We start from the raw sequence: 19,530 nt of genomic DNA, 5'->3' as shown, positions 1-19,530 counted from the left end.
GCTCGACGGCGTGGCGTACCTGCCGATGGATGGCTTTCATCTGTCGAAAGCGGCACTGGACGGGCTGGGGCGTCGCGGCCGCACAGGGGTGGGTCGACACCGTCGACGAGCCCCATGCGCGGCTGTTCGAGGCGATGCGGGAGTTCTGCGACCGGGTGGTCGACGCCTGCTAACAGCAGCGGGTGCCCGGGTTGGCGTCCTGCTGGCCGTGCCGCATGCGCCAGTACTGCGCCTCGCTGAGCACCGCTTCGCCGGGGCGCGTGCGCTCCCGGTGCTCGACGTAGCGGCGGTAGTGGCTATCGCCCATCAATGCGCCGACGTACCAACGGATTTGGCGTGCGATGACGGTAGCGCGTCCCATTGCTTCTGCACCTCCTTCTCCGCGGAGGTGGCCATCAGGCTCGACGGCCCGAAGATCTTCGACGGCACCGGGGTGTCCTCGCTCAGCTCGCGCCCGCCGCCGCGGATAGCCCGCAGCGCCACGATCACTCCGGCCAGGACCACGATGATCACCAAGACGGCGAACACGATCGACAACGTCCCCTGGATGAAGGTGTTGCGGATGACGGCGTTCAACTGATCGGCGTTCTTCGCCGAACCGAACGTCGTCTTGCCGGCCTCCACGGCGGCGCGGTACTGGAAGTGCTGGGTCCAATAGCCGAGCTTGGGATCGCCGGAGAAAATCTTCTGCCACGACGCGGTGAGGGTGACCACCAGATCCCACAGCAGCGGAATGCCGGGGATCCACGCCCACTTCAGCAGGCCCTTTTTGACCACCACGACGGTGACGACGGTCAGCGCGATCGCGGCCAACAGCTGGTTGGCGATGCCGAACAGCGGGAAAAGCGTGTTGATACCGCCGAGCGGATCGGTGACACCCATCAGCAGGATGGAGCCCCAGCCGGCCACCACGAGCAGGCTGCAGATCCACGCCCCGATCCGCCAGCTCGGGTTACGCAACCGCTTCAGCGGACCGCCCAGGTTACCCAGGCCGTCGGAGAGCATGAACCGGGCGACCCGGGTTCCGGCGTCGACGGTGGTCAGGATGAACAGCGCCTCGAACATGATCGCGAAGTGGTACCAGAACGCCCGCAGCGAGGCGCCGCCGAACACCTGATGCAGCACCTCGGACATGCCGAACGCCAATGTCGGCGCGCCGCCTGTGCGGGAGACGATCGAGTGCTCACCCACGCTCTTGGCGGCCTCGGTGATCTCGGCCCCGGTGATCGGGGAACCGGACAGGCCGAGGCTGTTGACGTACTTGGCCGCGGTCTCAGCAGTGGTTCCGGTCTGGGCCGAGGGCGCGTTGATCGCGAAGTAGAGATGCTGGTTGAGGATCGCGGCGGTGATCAGCGCCATGATCGCCACGAACGACTCGGTGAGCATGCCGCCGTAGCCGATCAGCCGCATCTGGCTTTCCTTCTCCAGCAGCTTGGGCGTGGTGCCCGAGGAGATCAGAGAGTGAAAGCCCGACAGCGCCCCGCACGCGATGGTGATGAACAGGAACGGGAACAGCGAGCCGGCGAACACCGGACCCGAGCTGTTCGAGGCGAACTGCGAGATCGCCGGCGCGTTCATGACCGGGCGGCTCACCAGGATGCCCACCGCCAGCAGCGCGATCGTGCCGACCTTCATGAACGTCGACAGGTAATCACGCGGCGCCAACAGGAACCACACGGGCAGCACCGAGGCGGCCAGCCCGTAGACGATGATGCACCACGACAGGGTGACCTTCGACAGTGTGAACCAGTCTGCGCCCCAATCGGTTCCGGCGACCCAGCCGCCACCGGCCACGGCCAGCAGCAGCAGAACGACGCCGATCAGCGAGACTTCGGAGACCCGGCCTGGCCGCAGGAACCGCAGATACAAACCCATGAAGATGGCGATCGGAATCGTCATCGCGATGGAGAACACGCCCCATGGGCTTTCGGCCAGCGCGCCGACCACGACCAGGGCCAGCACGGCCAGCAGGATCACCATGATGACCAGCACGGCGATGATCGCCGCGGCGCCGCCGACGGCGCCGAGTTCGTCGCGGGCCATCTGCCCCAATGAGCGACCGCGCCGGCGCGTGGAGATCGCGAGCACCAGGTAGTCCTGGACGCAGCCGGCGAACACAGCGCCGACGATGATCCAGATCGTGCCGGGCAGATAGCCCATCTGCATAGCCAGCACAGGACCGACCAGTGGGCCGGCGCCCGCGATGGCGGCGAAGTGGTGACCGAACAGAACCCGCCGGTCGGTCGGCATGTAGTCGGTGCCGTCCTCGAAAATCTCTGCCGGCGTGGCATTCTCGTCGCGAGGGCGGACGATCTTCATCTCGATGAGCCGGGCATAGAACCGATAGCCGATGATGTAGGTGCAGATCGCGGCGATCACGAACCACACGGCGTTGACGGTCTCGCCGCGCAGGAACGCGATCAGCGTCCACGCGATCGCCCCGAGGACGGCGATGGCACCGAAGATCAGCTTGTGCCTGGTCGTGATCGGCGAGCGGTCGACGATGGCGACCGGTGGCAGATCTTTCTCGGTGCGGATGTAGGTGATGTCGCCCTTGATGTCCTCGATGTGTTCCGACGGCTGGGCGGTCGGTGCAGCCACAGTGTTTCTCCCTCGACGTGCAGTGTCAGGTTCGTCTGCTGATCTTTCCATTCACAGGTTCACCAGTCGGGGGAACCCGGAAACGCTGCTCCCCGGTTCGGGGCCGCAGGTGGAAGCCTCGCCCAACGCACTTCTTAGTGTTACCACAAGTTTATCTTAATTTTCTTAGAATTGGGGTACGGTCACCGGATGGCTGAACTGGGTTCGCAGGCGGTGGTCTTGGGTGCTGGTATCGCGGGGCTACTCGCAGCGCGGGTGCTCTCGGACTTCTATGGGTCGGTCACCGTTGTCGACCGCGACGGACTGCCCGATCGCGCCGAGCAGCGCACCGGAGTGCCGCAGGGACGGCATCTGCATAGTCTCCTCAGTCGTGGCACGCAGGCGATCGGCGAACTGTTTCCAGGGCTTCTGAGGGAACTCGGAGCGGCCGGGGCGGTTGTCGACCCAGCCGTCCGTTCCTGGAGTTCCATCTACGCCGGCGCGTGGACGCGCTGGCGAACGTCACGATCCTGGACCGGCGCAACATCGTGGCACCAATGATGACCGGGGATTGCGTCACAGGTGTGCGAATCATCAACCGCGACAGCGGTATCGCCGAGATGCTGGCCGCCGAACTGGTGGTCGACGGAACGGGGCGCGCGGGGCGCACGTCGCACTTCTTGGCGACCCAGGGCCTCGGTGTTGTGCCGGAAGAGAGGATCCCGTCAACCGGGGGATACTCCAGCCAGCTGCTGAGCATCCCACCGGGACGCATCGGGCAGCGCGTAGTGTTCGTGAACCAGGGCAGCCGGGCGCCGGGGGCGTTGATGGTCGCCTACGAAAACGACACGTGGATGTTGGCGATCTCCAGCCCGGCCGAATGTGGCGGCCCGCCAGAGAATTTCGCGGAGATGCTGGAATCGGCGCAGCGCTTGCTGCCGGCGACGATCATGGCTGGTGTGCGCGATGCGACATGCGTGGGGGAGATCTCGGTCTCCCGCAACACCGGCGCCGTGTGGCGGCGTTACGACCGCATGCCGCATCCGCCGTCGGGTCTGGTGGTTCTCGGTGACGCGTTGTGCAGCCTCAATCCGCTGCACGGGCAGGGCATGACGATGGCCGCCCTGGAGGCGTTGTCGCTGCGTGACTGCCTGCGGGCGGGCACCGGTGATCTGCCGCGACGGTTCTATTCCGCTGCTGCCGGACACATCGGAGCCGTCTGGGCCGCCAACCGGGCTCTTGACCGGCCAGCGCCCAGCGTCCAAGAATCGGTCTGGGCGCGGCGAGTGAATTCCTGGATTCAGCGGGCGGCACTGCGGGCGGCGAGCACGGATATTGCTGTGGCCGAACGGATCCTGCGGGTCCGCGGCCTCATCGATTCACCGGCGCGGTTGAAGGACCCAGCCCTGCTGGCGCGAATCGTGCTCGCCAACCTCCGGCACCCGCGGCCCGCGATGTACCGGCCGGCGTCCTCGGTGCATTCGTCGGTGAGCCAACCCGACGAACGTCAGATCCGCGCGCTAGTCGACGGTCAGGCCAAGCGCCGCCGGGGGCGAACCGAGATCACCCGCCTGCGGTATCTGACGCCCGACGTGGCGCTGATCCAAGCCCGTGCCGTGCTCACCGGCCGGCTGCGCAGGGTGAAGCGACGCAACACCACTGTCGCCGTGCGCACCGATAGCGGCTGGCTGCTTGCCTTTTCGCAGAACACCGCCTACTGAGACGGAGCCGTTGACATGCTCGAGATTGCGTATCGCGCGGCCCGCGGTCGGGTGAACGAACTCGCTTGCGCCCTCAGCGACCACCAGCTTCAACTGCAGGTGCCCGCGACGCCGCGATGGACAGTCCACGAGCTGCTGGCACACCTCGTCGGCTGTGCATCTGACGCCATCAGCGGGCGGTTGGACGGGGTGACAAGCGATGAGTGGACGGCACGTCAGGTGCGGGAACGCCGGCGCAACTCGGTCGGCCAACTGATGGACGAATGGGATCGCATCAGCGCGGCCGCCGACGCCAGCCTGACAGACGAGCAGCTCTACGGGCCCAACCTCGCCATTGACACCATCTGCCATGAGGCTGATCTGCGTGAGGCACTGGGACTTCCGCGGGTGGATCGGCAGCACTGGCAGCCGTTCCTGGACGTGACGATGCTCTATCTCGGTAGACAACTGCGGCGCAGCACGACACTGCTCGTCGTGGATGACCAAGACCAGCAGTGGAGCTGCGGCTCAGGGGAACCGATGACGCTGCTGCGGGCCGACGGCTATGAACTGCTGCGCGCCAACCTGAGCCGGCGCTCGCTGCGCCAGATCGCCGCATGGGAGTGGACGCCAACACCGACCGAAGAGATGCTGCACGGTTTCGGTGTGTTCGGCACCCGGGTCGACGATCAGCCGATCCCGGTGTCCTAGCCACGCTCGTAGAACGCCCGCACGGTGTCAATGGTGTCGGCTTCGGCCGGGCTCTTGTCGTCGCGGTAGCGCAGCACGCGGGCGAACCGCAATGCCATGCCGGCGGGATAGCGGCTCGAGCCTTGCACACCATCGAACGCGATCTCGACGACCTGCTCGGGGCGCACCTGGACCACGTATTGATCGAGCGGGCTCGTGGCCAGTTCGGTGAACCGCGCCGTCTGCCAATCCAGCATCGCGTCGGTCATGCCCTTGAAGGTCTTGCCCAGCATGAGGAACGCCCCGGTCTGCAGGTCCAGCGCGCCCAGATGGATAGTGGAGAGCTTGCCGGTGCGTCGTCCCGAGCCCCACTCCACGGCCAGCACCACCAGGTCCAGGGTGTGCACCGGTTTGACCTTGAGCCAGCCCGCACCCCGGCGGCCTGCCTCGTACGGGGAGGTGGGTGATTTGGCCATCACGCCTTCGTGGCCGGCGGCCAACGTGACGTCCAGAAAGTCTTGCGCCGCAAGCGCATCAGTAGTGGCGAGCCGGTCGACCCGCTGCTCAGCAGGAACGATCGCGTCCAGCGCCGCAAGTCGCGCCTGGGTCGGCTCGTCGAGCAGGTCCACGCCGTCGAGATGCAAAATGTCGAAGAAAAACACCGAAAGGGGTTGTGCCGCCCGGGCTGCGGCCACATCGGTGCTCTTGCCGAATCGGGACGCAGTGACCTGGAATCGGTGCGGACGCTTGTCGGGTCGTAGCGCGATGGCCTCACCGTCGGCGATTAGTTTGGTGACCGGCAGCGCCAGCGCTGCGTCCACCACTTCCGGCAGCCGGGCGGTGACATCGTCGAGGCTGCGGGTGTAGACGGTGACCTCGTCGCCGCTGCGGTGGATCTGCACGCGGGCGCCGTCGAGCTTGGCCTCGAAAATGGTGTCGCCGCCGAGGCGCTCGAGCGCGTCGGCCACCCCGGTCGCGGTCTGGGCCAGCATCGGGCCGACCGGCCGGCCGACGGTCAAGGTGAATCCGCTCAGCGCATCGGTCCCGCCGGTCAGCGCCGATGCAGCGACGGCTGGCAGAGCGCCGCCGAGCATCGCGGCCCGGCGCACGGCCGCGGCCGGCACGCCCGCTGCCTTGGCGACCGCATCGGCCATCACCCCGGCTAGGGCGCCCTGGCGTAGTTCGCCGCCGAGCAGCCGTCGCAGAAAGACCTGCTCGGTGGGAGTGGCTGCGCTGAACAAGCCGGTGAGCAGCTCAGCGCGCCGGGCCTGGGAGCCCTTGCCCGCCACGGCCCCGATCTCGCTGAAGATCGTGTCGACGCCCGCCACCGTCAGCGTCGGTTCTACCGCGGCGTCGGGGAGCGAGCGCAACGCCGCCCAGCCGACCCCGATCTGGCGCTGCGGCAATTCTCCGGACAGCCACGACACCACGACCGCCACCAGCTGCGGGTCGCCGACGCCGGTGAGCAGTTCGGCGATCCGCGCGACCTTGGCCAGCCGCGACGAGGTCGCCGCCACATCGTCGGACGCGGCCGCGACATCGCCAAGCAACATGGGTCCAGAGTGGCACGGACGGCCGACAACAAGCTGGCGTCAGGCCACCTCGAACGACACCGCGGGCCAGCCCGTCGCACCGTCGGGGGCGGGCGGCGCCTGATCTTCGGTTTGAACCGCACCGGTGTTATCGGTCGCGCGAGCGGTGACGGTATGGAAGCCGCCCTGGGTGGCGGTCCACGGGAAGCTCCACAACCGCCAGGTGTCATTGGAGTAAGTCGCGCCGAGCCGAGCCGGCTGCCAAGGCCCGTCGTCGATACGCACCTCGACGCCCTTCACACCGCGGTTCTGGGCCCACGCCACCCCGCCGAACGTCACCGGACCCTTGGCCACCTTCTGGCCGTCGCGGGGCACGTCGATGCGCGATTCGGTCTTGATCGGACCGCGCTCCGACCAGCCGAGCTTGGTCCAGTAGGCCTGCGCCCGATCGAAGCGGGTCAGCTCCAGGTCCACCACCCATTTGGTGGCCGACACATAGCCGTACAGTCCGGGCACCACCAGCCGGGCGGGATAGCCGTGTTCGACCGGCAGCGGCACGCCGTTCATCCCGATCGCGAGCATCGACTCGCGCGCGTCGGTGAGTGCTTCCACCGGGGTGCCTGCGGTGAACCCGTCGATCGACGTCGAGAGCACCATATCGGCGTCCGGGTGGATTCCGCTGTCGCGCAACAGGTCGGCAACCCGATAGCCGGTCCAGGTGGCGTTTGAGATCAGATTGCCGCCGACCGGGTTGGACACACAGGTCAGTGTCACGGTCTTGGTGATCGGTTCGAACTTCGCAAGGTCGGCGAAGGTATAGGTGATTTCGCGGTCGACCATGCCGTGGATGCGCAGCCGGAAGTCGGCGCGCGCGAGCTGCGGGACGCTCAGCGCGGTGTCGATACGGTAGAAGTCGCCGTTGGGAGTGATGAAGCTGGGCAGCTGCACGCCCTGCGGCGTGACATCGGCGGGAACGGGTGACGCCGGCGGGGCCGAGGGCAGCGCGAAGCTCTCCCGGTCGCCGGACACCGAGTGCAGCCGGCGGTTGATGACCACACCGGCGATGCCGCTGAGCAATCCGAGGCCGCCGATGCCGAATGTCAACAGGGACAGCCGGCGGCCGGAGTCGACTTGCGCGTCTTCAGTGTCTTGGGGCGGCGGCGTCTCATTGGCGTCGATCCGGCCGGTGAGCACCCGCAGCACCGCGACACCAGACGCCATACCGAGCAGCGTCGGGATGATGTCCACGATCCCGGCACCGGGGCGGGTCAGCACCGCCGCGCAGCCGGCCACCGCGGCGGCCAGGAATGCCAGCGTGCCCACCGGAACGCGAGAGCGCTCCCAGATCGCGGCAGTGGCGGCCAGCACCCCGATGACCGCGATCACGGCCACCGACAGGAACAGCTTGTCCGCGGTCCCGAACGTCTGGATCGCCCATTCCTTCACCGGTCCGGGGGTCAGGTTGATGACTGCGGTGCCCACCGCGGTGCGGGCGTCGGCGGCCGGTGAGAAGAACGCAGCCGTCAGCTGCACTACGCCGAGGGCGACGGCGGCGGCCGCCACCCCGGCGCCCATCCGCGGACCGGTTGTGGATTGGGCCATGGAGCCAACCTACCGCTGGGTAGACACCCTTGTTCATGACCTTTTTGTGACGGCCGGTAACGTGCGTACCGGCTCGGGCGCCGTCGTGGCTCCCGCGAATGGGATAGCGAACGCCTAACCGCACGGTTAGCGTGCCGGCGTCAACCGACAGGAGTATCGGATGGAGATCTCGGGCAAGAAGGTAGTCGTCATCGGCGGCGCATCGGGCTTCGGGCGGGCGAGCGCCGAGCGGCTGGCGTCGCAGGGCGCCAGCGTGGCGATCCTCGACCGCGAGGGCACCGACGGTCCCGAGGTCGCGTCCGGTGTCGGCGGCCCGTTCCTTCCGATCGACGTCACCGATTTCGCAGGCACCGAGAAGGTGCTGGCCGAGGCGGTCGAAGCCCTCGGCGGCCTGCACGTCGTGCTGACCACCGCTGGCGGCGGTGTCGCGGAGAAGACGTTCGGTAAGAACGGCCCGCACGCCTTGGAGACTTTCCAGGGCACGATCAATCTCAACCTGATTGCCAGCTTCAACATCAGCCGGCTCGCGGCCGCGCACATGGCCAACAACGAGCCGGAGGACGAGGAGCGCGGTGTCATCATCAACACCGCCTCGATCGCCGCGTTCGAGGGTCAGATCGGCCAGGTCGCCTACACCGCCGCCAAGGCCGGTATCGCCGGCATGTGCCTGACCATGGCCCGCGACCTGGGCCCGGTGGGTATCCGCGCGCTGGCCATCGCGCCCAGCCTGTTCGCCACCGGCCTGACCAAGGGCATCCCCGAGGAGTTCGCCAAGGCGTTGACCAAGGATGCCGCGTTCCCGAAGCGTCTTGGCAAGCCCGAGGAGTTCGCCAAGCTGGTCTCCGCGATCGTTGAGAACCCGATGCTCAACGGCCAGTGCATCCGTCTCGACGCCGGACAGCGCTTCGCCCCTAAGTGATCCGCCTGTGGTAGGGCATTAGGGGACCAGGCACCGCCGCCTCGAGGAGGACCCGATGGGTATCGCACTGACCGACGACCACCGTGAACTCAGCGAGATTGCGCGCTCGTTCCTCGCCGCGCAGAAGGCCAGGGCGCTGACACGCGATCTGCTGGCCGACGATGCCGAGGAGGCCCGTCCACCGTTCTGGTCGGAGCTGGCCGAGCTGGGTTGGCTCGGGCTCCATGTCGGCGAGCAGTACGGCGGTTCGGGTTTCGGCTTGCCGGAGCTGGTGGTCGTCATCGATGAGCTCGGCCGCGCGATCGCGCCTGGCTTGTTCGTACCGACGGTCCTGGCCTCGGCGGTGGTGTCGGCAGCCGGTAGCGGCGAACAGAAGGCTCGGCTGCTGCCCGGGCTGGTCGACGGATCGGTCACGGCGGCAGTCGGATTCGGCGGAGATATCGCTGTGGCCGGGGAGGCCGCCAGCGGCGATGCCGGTGTAGTGCTCGGTGCCGCGTTGGCAGACCTGCTGGTGTTGATCGCCGGTGACGATGTGCTGCTGGTGGAGCGCAATGCTGACGGGGTCTCGGTCGAGGTGCCGGGCAGCCTGGACCGGTCTCGGCGTTCGGGGCGGGTGTCGCTGCGCGATGTCGCGGTGGCGGACAATGTATTCAGTGGCGCCCGTTCGGTGGCCGTTGCGTTGGCCCGCACGCTATTTGGCGCCGAGGCTGCCGGCGGCGCGTCCGACTGTGTGGACACCGCTGTCGAATATGCCAAGGTGCGTGAGCAATTCGGCCGGACGATCGCGACTTTCCAGGCCGTCAAGCATCACTGCGCCAACATGATCGTGGCCTCGGAGTCGGCGGTCGCCGTCGTGTGGGACGCAGCCCGTGCCTTCGCAGAGGATGACAAGCAGTTTGAACTGGTCGCCGCTGCCGCTGCCGCACTGGCATTCCCCGCCTATGTTGGCAACGCGGAATTGAACATTCAGGTACACGGTGGCATCGGGTTCACCTGGGAGCACGACGCGCATCTACACCTGCGGCGAGCACTGACTGTTCAGGCGCTGCTCGGCGGCGACGGCCCGGTCACCGATGTCTTCACCCTCACCGAAGTGGGACACAGCCGGGCCAACAGCCTGGACCTGCCGGCCGAGGCCGACGAGCTGCGTACCCAGATCCGTTCCGACGCCGTCGAACTCGCCAAGCTTGATGAAAAGCCGCAACTCGACCAGCTGATCGCGACCGGCTACATCATGCCGCACTGGCCCAAGCCGTGGGGCCGTGGCGCGGGCGCCGTCGAGCAGTTGCTGATCGAGGAGGAGTTCGCCGCCGCCGGGGTCAAGCGACCCGATTACGGCATCACCGGCTGGGTGATCCTGACCTTGATCCAGCACGGAACTCCCTCGCAGATCGAGAGATTCGTCGAGAAGGCCTTGCGTAAGGACGAGATCTGGAGCCAGCTGTTCTCCGAGCCGTCGGCGGGTTCGGACGCCGCGGCGGTCAAGACCCGTGCCACCCGCGTGGAGGGCGGCTGGAAGATCACCGGTCAGAAGGTGTGGACCAGCGGGGCACACTACTCCAAGCGCGGGCTGGCCACCGTCCGCACCGACTTCGATGTGCCCAAACATGCCGGCATCACGACGGTGATCCTGGATATGGAAGCGCCGGGCGTTGAGGTGCGGCCCTTGCGTCAGATCACCGGAGGCGCCGATTTCAACGAGGTCTTCTTCAACGACGTGTTCGTCCCCGACGAGGATGTCGTCGGGGAGCCGAACTCGGGATGGACCGTCGCACGGGCCACGCTGGGTAACGAGCGGGTCAGCATCGGCGGCGGCGCGGGCACCATCGCACCCGCGGCGGCCTGGCTGGTGTCGCTGGCCAAGCGATACAGCGAGCGGCATGCCGGTGCGATCCAGTGGGTCGGCAAGTTCCTGGCGCGAGACCAGGCGCTGCGGCTGCTGAACCTGCGCCGCGTGGTCCGCGCCCTTGAGGGTGCCGGCCCCGGCCCGGAAGGCAATATCACCAAACTCATTCTGGCCGAGCAGTTTCAGGAGCAGGGCACGATCGCCGCGGCCCTGGTCGGCCCCGACGTGGCGCTCGATGGCGGCGAAGGGGAAATCGCAGGCCGGACAGCGCTGGGGTCTCGCGCCCTGTCCATCGCTGGCGGCACCTCGGAGATCACACGTAATCAGATCGCCGAGCGCATCTTGGGAATGCCGCGTGATCCACTGATCAAGTAATTCACACAGGTTTGTGTCGTTGGCAAACGTTTCTGAGGTATTCATCGCGGGCGCAGCCGTTGATGGCTAATGTTCGCCCATACGAACTAAAGGTCTGGTGCTGGTCGCGCTCACCGTTGTGCTCGCGGCCTGCGGCGGGCCTAAGCCCGTTGTCCCATCTCCGACGTCTCAGGTCGCCAAGACCGACGACATCAAGATCACCGGCGATGCGTCCACCCCGGTCAACAAGCTGGCGGTTTCGGCGATCGCCGACCTGCAGAAATACTGGTCCGAGGAATACCCGAAGCTCTACGGCAGCGAGTACAAGCCGGTAGCGGGCGGCTTCTTCGCGGTGGACCCCGGCGTCGGGGAAGCTTCCGCCTTGCGCGGAGAGCAAGAGCGATATCGCGGGCAACGCCTTCGACTGCTCCACCAAGGACGTGGTGGCCTGGGATGCCTCGGGGTTGCTGCCCGACTTGCAGTCCAAGTTCGGCGATTTCGTCGTCCCGATCGTGCTGGCCCACGAGTGGGGCCACGCGATTCAGGCGCGGTCCAACTTCACCGCCCGCACGGTGACCAAGGAATTGCAGGCTGACTGCTGCGCCGGCGGCTGGGCCAAACATGCCAAGGACGCCGGGTTGTACAAGGTCAACGCCGCCGAGATGGACAACGCCCTCGCCGGCATCCTGACTCTGAAGGACTCTCCGGGTACCAGCAAGATCGACAGCTCGGCGCACGGCAGCGGCTTCGACCGGGTCAGCGCGTTCCAGGACGGCTACGACAACGGGCCCAACGCGTGCAAGGAGTACCGCGACGACACCCCGATCGTCGTCGAGCGTCCCTTCCAGAATGCCGAGGACGAGGCCGCCGGTGGCGACATGCCCCAGTTTGTACTGGCCGCGATGACCCGCGCCAACGACAAGTCCGAGGACAAGACGCAGTCGCTGCGCGGTGACTGCTTCGCCGGTGCCTACACGGCCAGCGTCCTGTTGCAGAACCGCAAGGACACCAGCAGCTTCGGCATTTCACCCGGCGACCTCGACGAAGCCATCACCGCACTCTTGGTGTTCCGTGTGGACGGTGACGTCGAGCGTCAGGGCGCCGGCTTCGAGCGAATTCGGCACTACCGCAACGGTGTTCTCAACGGCGCCGAAGCCTGCCTAAAGGACTGAGCCAGCTGGCGACGCCTAGGCGGTCAGTGTCCTGGAAACAGCTTCGGGAACATGTCGTGAAGTCGTTGCCGCACACTGGGTTCACGCTTGGGCGCGGCCGCTGAGGGTGGCGCGGCCGGTGGGGGCGCCATGGTCGAGGCGACGGCCGACACGCTCCATGATGTGGGCGGCGACGGGGATGTCGCGGTGTGGTTCACCGGCGCGGCGGACACGGCCGTCGTCGCGGCGGTTGCCGGCGGGTGCGACTGGCCGACGGGGTGCGCCGATTCGTGGGACATGCTGACGACGGCGGCGACCAGGACGCCGAGCGCCAGAATGCCGAGCCCGCCCAGGATGGCCGAGACCCAGCGCCGATCCGCGACGGCGTCGGGCCGTCTTGTCGCGTCCATAGGAATGCCTTGACCTCCGGTTTCGCCTTCGGCGACTGAGCGTAATGACATTGCCCGAAGAATTGCTGTGAACACTTCGGCAATCTTGTCTGCTCGGCTCGTCATCAGGCATGCTGCGGGGCGTGGCAGGCACCGACAAACTGGTTCTGGGCGCGAGCGGCTTCCTCGGCTCGCACGTGACGCGACAGCTGATCGAGCGCGGTGAGACGGTGCGGGTGATGCTGCGGCCCAGCAGCTCGACCCGCGGGATCGACGACCTGCCGGTGCAGCGCTTCTACGGCGATATCTTCGACGACGCCGCCTTGAAGGAGGCGATGGACGGGTGCGACGTCGTCTTCTACTGCGTCGTCGACACCCGCGCCAACCTGCGCGACCCCGCCCCGCTGTACCGCACCAACGTGGAGGGTCTGCGGCACGTTCTCGACGCCGCGGTGAACGCCGACCTGCACCGGTTCGTGTTCACCAGCACCATCGGGACCATCGGGCTCGGCACCGGCGTCGTCGACGAGGACACCCCCTTCAACTGGGGGGCCAAGGCCGGTGGTTACATCGGTTCGCGGGTGGCGGCCGAGAAGCTGGTGCTGGACTACAGCCGCGACAAGGGACTGCCTGCGGTAGCGCTGTGTGTGTCCAATACCTACGGCGCGCGTGACTGGCAGCCGACCCCGCACGGCTCGCTGGTCGCCGCCGCGGCGGCCGGCAAGCTGCCGTTCTACATGGCCGGAATGTCCACCGAGGTCGTCGGCATCGAAGACGCCGCCCGGGCACTGGTGCTGGCCGCCGAGCGCGGCCGGGTCGGGCAGCGCTACATCATCTCCGAGCGCTACCTGCCCTACCGCGAGCTCTACGAGACCGCGGCACGCGCGGCTGGCCGTCCCGCGCCCCGCTGGGGTATCCCGAAGCCGGTGATGAAAGGAATCGGTGTCGTGGGCGGAATTGCCGCCGCCGTCACCCGCCGTGACCTTCCGCTGAACCCGACCACGGTCCGGCTGATGGACATCATGGCCCCGATGGACCACGCCAAAGCGACTCGTGAACTCGGGTGGCAACCGCGAGACGTCCACGAGTCGATCGCCGAGGCGGTCGAATTCTTCGACCGCCGTCGGCGCGACCGCGGATAGTTTGCCCGCGATCGTGGAGAAGCCCGCCGGCTGACCGAGGGATGACTACGCTCGTCACGTGCACGAGGTCCGGGTCATTCACCGATCACGTGGACGGCCTTCATGACCGCGTCGAAGATGCGCGGTCGAATCGGATACGCGGCGGGCTTGTTCGGCTGGGTGGCCCTGCCTTATCTGGCCGGTTCGGTGTTGTCGTGGCAGACGTTCGGTGCCGGGATCGGGCCGGCATTCTTCCCGCCCGCCGGTGTGACGGTGGCGGCGATGCTGCTCAACCGGCGGTCGCTGTGGCCGGTGATCGTCGCAGCGATCGTGGTGGCCGAACTGGCCGTTGACCTGCGCTACGGGGCGGGACTGGGGACGTCTGCCGGATTTGCGCTGGCCAACTCGGTGGAACCGTTGGTCGGGGCCGCGCTGGTGCTCGCCTGGTGCAAGGGGCCGCCGGATCTGCGTGAGCGTGCCGACCTGGCCCGGTTCGTGGGCGGTGCGATGGTGCTGGGCCCGCTGGTCGGCGGCGTCATCGCTGGGGTGACCACCGCGATCACCACTGGCACATGGTCGGTGATCGAGATCCTGCACTGGTGGGCCGGTGACGGGGTCGGCGTTCTGCTGATCGGCGGACCGATCCTGTTGTGGCGCTTCCAATTCCGGCTTTTGCGTGCTCGCATGCTGGAGACAGTCCTGGTCCTGGTCGCCATGGCAGGGCTGACCGTCGTGTCATTCCGGCTCGGGATCCCGCCCGCGTTGTTCCTGCTGCCCGTGATGGCTTGGGCGGCACTGCGACTCGACATGATCGGGGCTGTCCTCTGTGGTGGCGCGCTGGCCTTCACCGCCAACAGCATGGCCAACGCGGGATACACGACGTTCGAGAGTCTGGATCTGCGCGCGCCGGGTCAGCTGGCGATCGCCCAGGTGTTCATCGCCGTCGTCGTGATCGTCGCGATGCTTACGGCGCAGGAAGCTGCCGGGCGGGTCACCGCCGTTCAGCAACGCCAGACCGAACGGCGGGAGCGAGCCCGCCTGGAGACCCTGGCCAACCTCGGCCAATTGCTGTCCTGCGCCCTCACCCAAAATCAGATCGGCGACGCCGTCCTCGGGCAGGTGATCAACGACGCCGGTGCACAAGCACTTGCGGTGGCACTGGTCAACGACGACGGCACCGCACTCGACTGGCTGGCGATGGGCGGTTACCCCAATTTCGCGGCGTATCAGTTCCACGAGAGTGTGGCGCTGGACGAGTCCACCGCGGCCACCGACGCGGTCCGCACGGGCGAGCCCGTGGTGATTCGCACGGTCGCCGAGTACCGCCGCCGTTACCCCGACAATGCCAAGTGGATGGTCGCCAGCGGCGGTGCGGCCGTTGTGAGCTGGCCGTTGACGGCGGGTGGCAAGGCAATCGGGGCGCTGGTGCTGGCGTGGGCTGACACCCAGCCGCTGGACACCGCGCAGCTGGCCTACACCTCGGCAGTAGGGACCATGATCGGCCAGGCACTGGTGCGTGCGCGGGTGTATGCCGACGAACACGCCCGCGCGGCGGTGCTGCAGGCGGCGGTGCTGCCGACCAGTCCCGCCGCGATTCCCGGCATGGACGTCGGGGTGAGCTACGAACCCGCCGACGTGGAGCAAGGACTCGGCGGTGACTGGTACGACGCCCTCGAATTGCCGCACGGGCAGACGTATTTGACGGTCGGCGACGTAGTGGGCCATGGGCTTCCCGCGGTGGAGGACATGGCGCAGCTGCGCAGCGCCGGGCGGGCGCTGGCATTCCAGGGTCTGGCACCGGCGCAGCTGCTTGTCGCCCTCAACACGTTCACCCGTCAGGCCAGCAACGGCAAGTTCGCGACGATGGCCGTGGCAGTGCTGGATCCGGCGACGGCCACCCTGGCCTACGCATCGGCCGGGCACCCGCCGCCAGTGCTTCGGCGCGCGGGGACCGGGACGGTCATCCGCCTCGCGGGTGCGCATGGTCCCGTGCTCGGCCCGGTCGAGCGCGCGTGGTATCGCGAGGGCCACATCGAGGTCTGCGACGGTGACATTCTCGTCATGTACACCGACGGGCTCATCGAAAGGCGCGGCCAGGACATCGAATCCGGTATGGCGCGCGTGCAGCAACTGGTGGCCCAGTGGAGCGGTGACGAGCCCCTCCCGGCGGCCTGCCGGCAGTTGACGCAGACGCTGGCACCGCCGCCCCGCGACGATGACGTCTGCGTGGTCGCGGTGCGTTTCGGGGCGATCGACGTGAACGGATCGGCTGACCGTTGACGGGAACGCTCGACGACGCTGCGGTAGGGGCGCTGAGCACCTGGGTGCGTGAGCGTGGAATCGGTTCGGCGGTAAGCGATGTCGAGCCGTTGACCGGCGGCACCCAGAACGTCGTCGTGCGGCTGCGGGTCGACGGCCGCAGCGTGGTGCTGCGCCGGCCACCGCCACATCCCCGCCCCAACAGCAACCGCACGATGCAGCGCGAGATCGCGGTGCTGCAGACGCTGGCCGGCAGCGCGGTGCCCCACCCCGAATTCATCGCCGGCTGTGAGGATCTCGACGTACTCGGCGTCGTCTTCTACCTCATGGAGGACGTCGACGGCTTCAACCCGCTGACTGAGGTGGCGCCGGCCTACGTCGCCGATCCGCGGATGCGCCATCAGGTCGGCCTGAACTATGCCGCCGACTTAGCCCGGCTGAGCGCTGCGCTGTGGCGGGGCCGCCCACTGCAGCAGCTGCACCGTCCGGGATCCTTTCTGGCGCGTCAGATTCCGAATTTCATCGGGCTGCTGGAGAGCTACCGTCACGACCACTACCGGCCGGAGTCGCTCGACGTCGGGCCGCTCGCCGACTGGCTTGACGGGAACCGGCCACCCGATGGGGAGCCCGGCATCATGCACGGCGACGCGCACCTCAGCAACGTCCTGCTGCGCCGCGAGGTCCCCGAGGTCGCGGCGTTCGTCGACTGGGAGATGTGCACCATCGGTGACCCGCTACTGGACCTGGGCTGGATCCTGGTCTGCTGGCCGGAGGATCCCGACCCGATCAACGCCGGCCGGGAACTGGCCGCACTCGGCGGTCTACCCAGTCGCTCCGAACTCATCGCCGCCTATGCCGATGCCGGCGGCCGGCGCACAGATCACCTGGACTGGTATGTCGCCATGGCCTGCTTCAAGTTGGCGATTGTCATCGAGGGCATCTACTCGCGATTCCTGGCCGGGCAGGCGCATCGTGACGCCGGTGAACGCCTGCATGATTCGGCGAGCCGGCTGATCGGCCTGGGTGTCCGTGTGACGTCGGGGTACAACCCCTTCGTGTGATCGGGTCAGCTCTGCGGCTGACCAGCCCGCTCGCAGGTGCACTGCTGTGCCGGTGGCACATCGCGCATCACCTGGTCGACGTGCTCACCACACCCTTCCCAAGTGGTCTTGTGGCAGCGCGGGCATTCAACGGGATAGCACATATCAACTCCTCTGCAGTGAAAGCTTATGCGGACGATAGGGCATGGATGTCACTCGTTTGCATCGGCCGCGCGGCGAGGTCTAGCATCGCGGACGTGCATAGTGCGCTTCTCGTAGTAGTTACCTGCAGCGGGGTCTGATCCGGACCGACCCCCCGTTGTGGGGTCGAACTACGACGTCGGTCAGCCTCCGTTCGATGAGAAGACCGATCCATGACTCCGCACAGCACCACAATCTCTGAACCGTTACCGCACTTCTGCGCGCCGCTTCCTGCCGGACTGCGCGAACACGCCGAAACCATGCCGTGGAGTGTGTTCACCGCCACCTACAGCCCGAGCGGCGGCCCAGTGCGCCTGGGCGCCTGGGAATGCGATGACCTGTCCCGGCTTGGTCTTCAACCCCGCCGGTTTCGCGCCACTCTCGCCGTCGGCGACCGCATCGAGACAGCCACCGCGGACGCCAGCGGGCCGGTTGCGGCCCTCACCGCGATGCTCTACGAGCGGGGGATCGGCGTCGAGATGACGCACTTCCACCAGTTGGTCTCCGGTGCGCACACCGCGACCTTCGTGCAGGGCTGCGACGGTCAACGCTGGGAATGGGCGATGGGCTGGTCGGACGATCCCACTCAGTCGGCGCTACGCGCCGTCGTCGCCTGCGCGAACCGCCTTCTCGCGGCCTGATTTCCTCAGTGCAGGGGCCGCAGCACGATCGGCATACCGTCCATCGGCACCGGCATGCCGCCATAGTCTTGCTTCAGCTGGTAGCCCGGGCGGGGCAGTTCGAGCCGGTAGCGGCGTAGCAGCCGGTGCATGATCGTCTTGATCTCCAGCTGGCCGAACACCATGCCGATGCACTTGTGCGCGCCGCCGCCGAACGGGGTGAACCCGTAGCGGTGCTTCTTGTGCTCGTTGCGCGGCTCGGTGAAGCGGGCCGGGTCGAACGTGTACGGGTCGGGGTAGATCTCTTCGAGCCGGTGGGTCATGCCCGGGTAGTAGATGACGTTGGTGCCCTCGGGCAGGTAGTACCCGAGCAGCTCGGTGTCGCGCACGGTGCGGCGCATCGCCCACTGCACGGGTGAGACCAGTCGGATCGACTCGTTCATCACCAAGTCCAGGGACTCGAGCTTTTCCAGCGCCTCGATATCGAGCGGGCCGTCGCCGAGCCGGTCGGACTCGTCGCGGCAGCGCTCCTGCCACTCGGGGTTGGCCGCCAGGTAGTGCGACATCGTCGTCGCGGTGGACGTCGAGGTGTCGTGTGCGGCCATCATCAGGAAGATCATGTGGTTGACGATGTCGTCGTCGGAGAACCTGTTGCCGTCCTCGTCCTCGCTCTGACACAGCACGGACAGCAGGTCGGAGCCGTCCCTGCCGCGCCGCTCCCGCACGCGTTCCTCGAAGTAGCCCTCCAGATATTCGCGGGCCTTGAGGCCGCGCCACCAGGTGAACGGCGGGATGCCGGTGCGGATGATCGCATTGCCAGCCCGGGTGGTGACGGTGAAGGCCTTGTTCACCTTGGTCACCAGTTCCTTATCGGTGCCCGGCTCATGGCCCATGAACACCATCGAGGCGATGTCGAGGGTGAGCTCCTTCATCGCCGGGTAGAGCAGGAAGCGCGGATCGTTGGCCACCCAGTCGTTGGCAACGACCTGTGAGACGACCTTGTCGACCTGTTCGGTGTAGCCGACCAGGCGGCTGCGGTGGAACGCCTCCTGCATGATCCGGCGGTGAAACAGGTGTTCTTCGAAGTCCATCAGCATCAGGCCGCGGTTGAAGAAGGCCCCGATCATCGGAGTCCAGCCCTGCTGCGAGTAGTCCTTGTTGCCGTTGGAGTAGATCGCCCGGCCGGCGTCGGGGCCCAGCGCCGCGACAGTCGGGATGATCGGTGAATCGAGCAGCATGACGGGGCCGTGCTTGCGGTAGTTCTGCAGCCAGAAATCGGGTCCGCCCCGGAACATCTCCACCATGTGGCCGATGATTGGCAGTCCGCCGTCACCCATCACGGGCTTGAGATCACTACCGGCCGGCGGCTGGGCCATCACATGCTGTGGCCAGTCGCGGGCATTGAGCCGCTTTTCCAGCAGACCCATGCCAGGCAGCGTCAGCATCGGCGATGTCGTGACGCGGCGTTTCGCCTGGTCCAGCAAATACTGCGGGTTGGTGATCGTGGGCATCAACGCTCCTCGGGC

General features: G+C 67.2%; 18 protein-coding genes. 11 read left to right on the top strand and 7 right to left on the bottom strand.

Going from position 1 to position 19,530, the window contains the following annotated elements:
- Positions 1–29 precede the first annotated feature (29 nt).
- On the top strand, positions 30–173 hold the full coding sequence (locus G6N13_RS00505; protein ID WP_163694374.1) for a hypothetical protein: 144 nt from the start codon (positions 30–32) through the stop codon (positions 171–173).
- On the opposite strand, the gene G6N13_RS00500 is transcribed toward G6N13_RS00505, so the two are convergent.
- The gene (locus G6N13_RS00500) at positions 170–307 is read right to left on the bottom strand and encodes a YbdD/YjiX family protein (protein WP_407663852.1); all 138 of its coding nucleotides are present in this window, start codon (positions 305–307) and stop codon (positions 170–172) included. The genes G6N13_RS00505 and G6N13_RS00500 overlap by 4 nt on opposite strands.
- Positions 307–2,601 carry a carbon starvation CstA family protein gene (locus tag G6N13_RS00495; RefSeq protein WP_163694372.1) on the bottom strand — a complete coding sequence of 765 codons (2,295 nt, stop codon included), beginning with the start codon at positions 2,599–2,601 and terminating at the stop codon, positions 307–309. Before G6N13_RS00495 ends, G6N13_RS00500 begins: the two co-directional genes overlap by 1 nt.
- A gap of 189 nt (positions 2,602–2,790) precedes the next feature.
- Between G6N13_RS00495 and G6N13_RS24645 the strand changes: the two genes are divergently transcribed.
- The 3 genes from G6N13_RS24645 to G6N13_RS00485 are packed head-to-tail and all read left to right on the top strand — an operon-like array spanning position 2,791 to position 4,991.
- Positions 2,791–3,141, top strand: a complete 351-nt coding sequence (locus G6N13_RS24645) for a hypothetical protein (protein ID WP_235677888.1) — start codon at positions 2,791–2,793, stop codon at positions 3,139–3,141.
- A complete protein-coding gene (locus G6N13_RS00490) occupies positions 3,084–4,301 on the top strand; it encodes a nuclear transport factor 2 family protein (protein ID WP_235677887.1) in 1,218 nt (405 codons plus the stop codon). Before G6N13_RS24645 ends, G6N13_RS00490 begins: the two co-directional genes overlap by 58 nt.
- Positions 4,302–4,316: 15 nt before the next feature.
- Positions 4,317–4,991 (top strand): maleylpyruvate isomerase family mycothiol-dependent enzyme, encoded by a 675-nt coding sequence (locus G6N13_RS00485; protein ID WP_163694371.1) that lies wholly within the window; start codon positions 4,317–4,319, stop codon positions 4,989–4,991.
- On the opposite strand, the gene G6N13_RS00480 is transcribed toward G6N13_RS00485, so the two are convergent.
- The gene (locus G6N13_RS00480) at positions 4,988–6,523 is read right to left on the bottom strand and encodes an ATP-dependent DNA ligase (RefSeq protein WP_163694370.1); all 1,536 of its coding nucleotides are present in this window, start codon (positions 6,521–6,523) and stop codon (positions 4,988–4,990) included. The two genes, G6N13_RS00485 and G6N13_RS00480, sit on opposite strands and share 4 nt — an antisense overlap.
- A gap of 39 nt (positions 6,524–6,562) precedes the next feature.
- Complete coding sequence (locus G6N13_RS00475; protein WP_163694369.1) at positions 6,563–8,104, bottom strand: molybdopterin-dependent oxidoreductase; 1,542 nt, start codon at positions 8,102–8,104, stop codon at positions 6,563–6,565.
- A gap of 160 nt (positions 8,105–8,264) precedes the next feature.
- Between G6N13_RS00475 and G6N13_RS00470 the strand changes: the two genes are divergently transcribed.
- Positions 8,265–9,023 carry an SDR family NAD(P)-dependent oxidoreductase gene (locus tag G6N13_RS00470; protein ID WP_163694368.1) on the top strand — a complete coding sequence of 253 codons (759 nt, stop codon included), beginning with the start codon at positions 8,265–8,267 and terminating at the stop codon, positions 9,021–9,023.
- 55 nt (positions 9,024–9,078) lie between these two features.
- The gene (locus G6N13_RS00465; protein WP_163694367.1) at positions 9,079–11,244 is read left to right on the top strand and encodes an acyl-CoA dehydrogenase family protein; all 2,166 of its coding nucleotides are present in this window, start codon (positions 9,079–9,081) and stop codon (positions 11,242–11,244) included.
- Between the two features lies 1 nt (position 11,245).
- On the opposite strand, the gene G6N13_RS24640 is transcribed toward G6N13_RS00465, so the two are convergent.
- On the bottom strand, positions 11,246–11,656 hold the full coding sequence (locus tag G6N13_RS24640) for a hypothetical protein (protein ID WP_235677886.1): 411 nt from the start codon (positions 11,654–11,656) through the stop codon (positions 11,246–11,248).
- Positions 11,657–11,666: 10 nt separating this feature from the next.
- Between G6N13_RS24640 and G6N13_RS00460 the strand changes: the two genes are divergently transcribed.
- Entirely contained in the window at positions 11,667–12,395 is a 729-nt protein-coding gene (locus G6N13_RS00460; protein ID WP_235677885.1) for a neutral zinc metallopeptidase, read from the top strand.
- A gap of 23 nt (positions 12,396–12,418) precedes the next feature.
- Here G6N13_RS00460 and G6N13_RS00455 read toward each other — a convergent pair whose 3' ends face one another.
- Positions 12,419–12,835 carry a hypothetical protein gene (locus tag G6N13_RS00455; RefSeq protein ID WP_163694366.1) on the bottom strand — a complete coding sequence of 139 codons (417 nt, stop codon included), beginning with the start codon at positions 12,833–12,835 and terminating at the stop codon, positions 12,419–12,421.
- A 71-nt stretch (positions 12,836–12,906) separates the two neighbouring features.
- Here G6N13_RS00455 and G6N13_RS00450 point away from each other — a divergent pair, with 71 nt between their 5' ends.
- The 4 genes from G6N13_RS00450 to G6N13_RS00435 all read left to right on the top strand — a co-directional run bounded on the left by G6N13_RS00450 (position 12,907) and on the right by G6N13_RS00435 (position 18,025).
- The gene (locus G6N13_RS00450) at positions 12,907–13,905 is read left to right on the top strand and encodes an NAD-dependent epimerase/dehydratase family protein (protein ID WP_235677884.1); all 999 of its coding nucleotides are present in this window, start codon (positions 12,907–12,909) and stop codon (positions 13,903–13,905) included.
- Between the two features lie 102 nt (positions 13,906–14,007).
- The gene (locus G6N13_RS00445; RefSeq protein ID WP_163694364.1) at positions 14,008–16,164 is read left to right on the top strand and encodes a PP2C family protein-serine/threonine phosphatase; all 2,157 of its coding nucleotides are present in this window, start codon (positions 14,008–14,010) and stop codon (positions 16,162–16,164) included.
- A complete protein-coding gene (locus G6N13_RS00440) occupies positions 16,161–17,204 on the top strand; it encodes a phosphotransferase family protein (RefSeq protein ID WP_163694363.1) in 1,044 nt (347 codons plus the stop codon). Before G6N13_RS00445 ends, G6N13_RS00440 begins: the two co-directional genes overlap by 4 nt.
- A 353-nt stretch (positions 17,205–17,557) precedes the next feature.
- Positions 17,558–18,025: a 2-isopropylmalate synthase gene (locus G6N13_RS00435; protein ID WP_163694362.1), complete on the top strand. Its 468-nt coding sequence runs from the start codon at positions 17,558–17,560 to the stop codon at positions 18,023–18,025.
- 5 nt (positions 18,026–18,030) lie between these two features.
- Here G6N13_RS00435 and G6N13_RS00430 read toward each other — a convergent pair whose 3' ends face one another.
- Positions 18,031–19,515, bottom strand: a complete 1,485-nt coding sequence (locus G6N13_RS00430) for a cytochrome P450 (protein WP_163694361.1) — start codon at positions 19,513–19,515, stop codon at positions 18,031–18,033.
- Positions 19,516–19,530 lie beyond the last annotated feature (15 nt).

The organism is Mycolicibacterium sarraceniae, from assembly GCF_010731875.1.
Lineage (GTDB): Bacteria > Actinomycetota > Actinomycetes > Mycobacteriales > Mycobacteriaceae > Mycobacterium > Mycobacterium sarraceniae.
The sequence above is the reverse complement of the archived record's forward strand: the minus strand, read 5'-3'. Positions and strand labels throughout refer to the sequence as shown.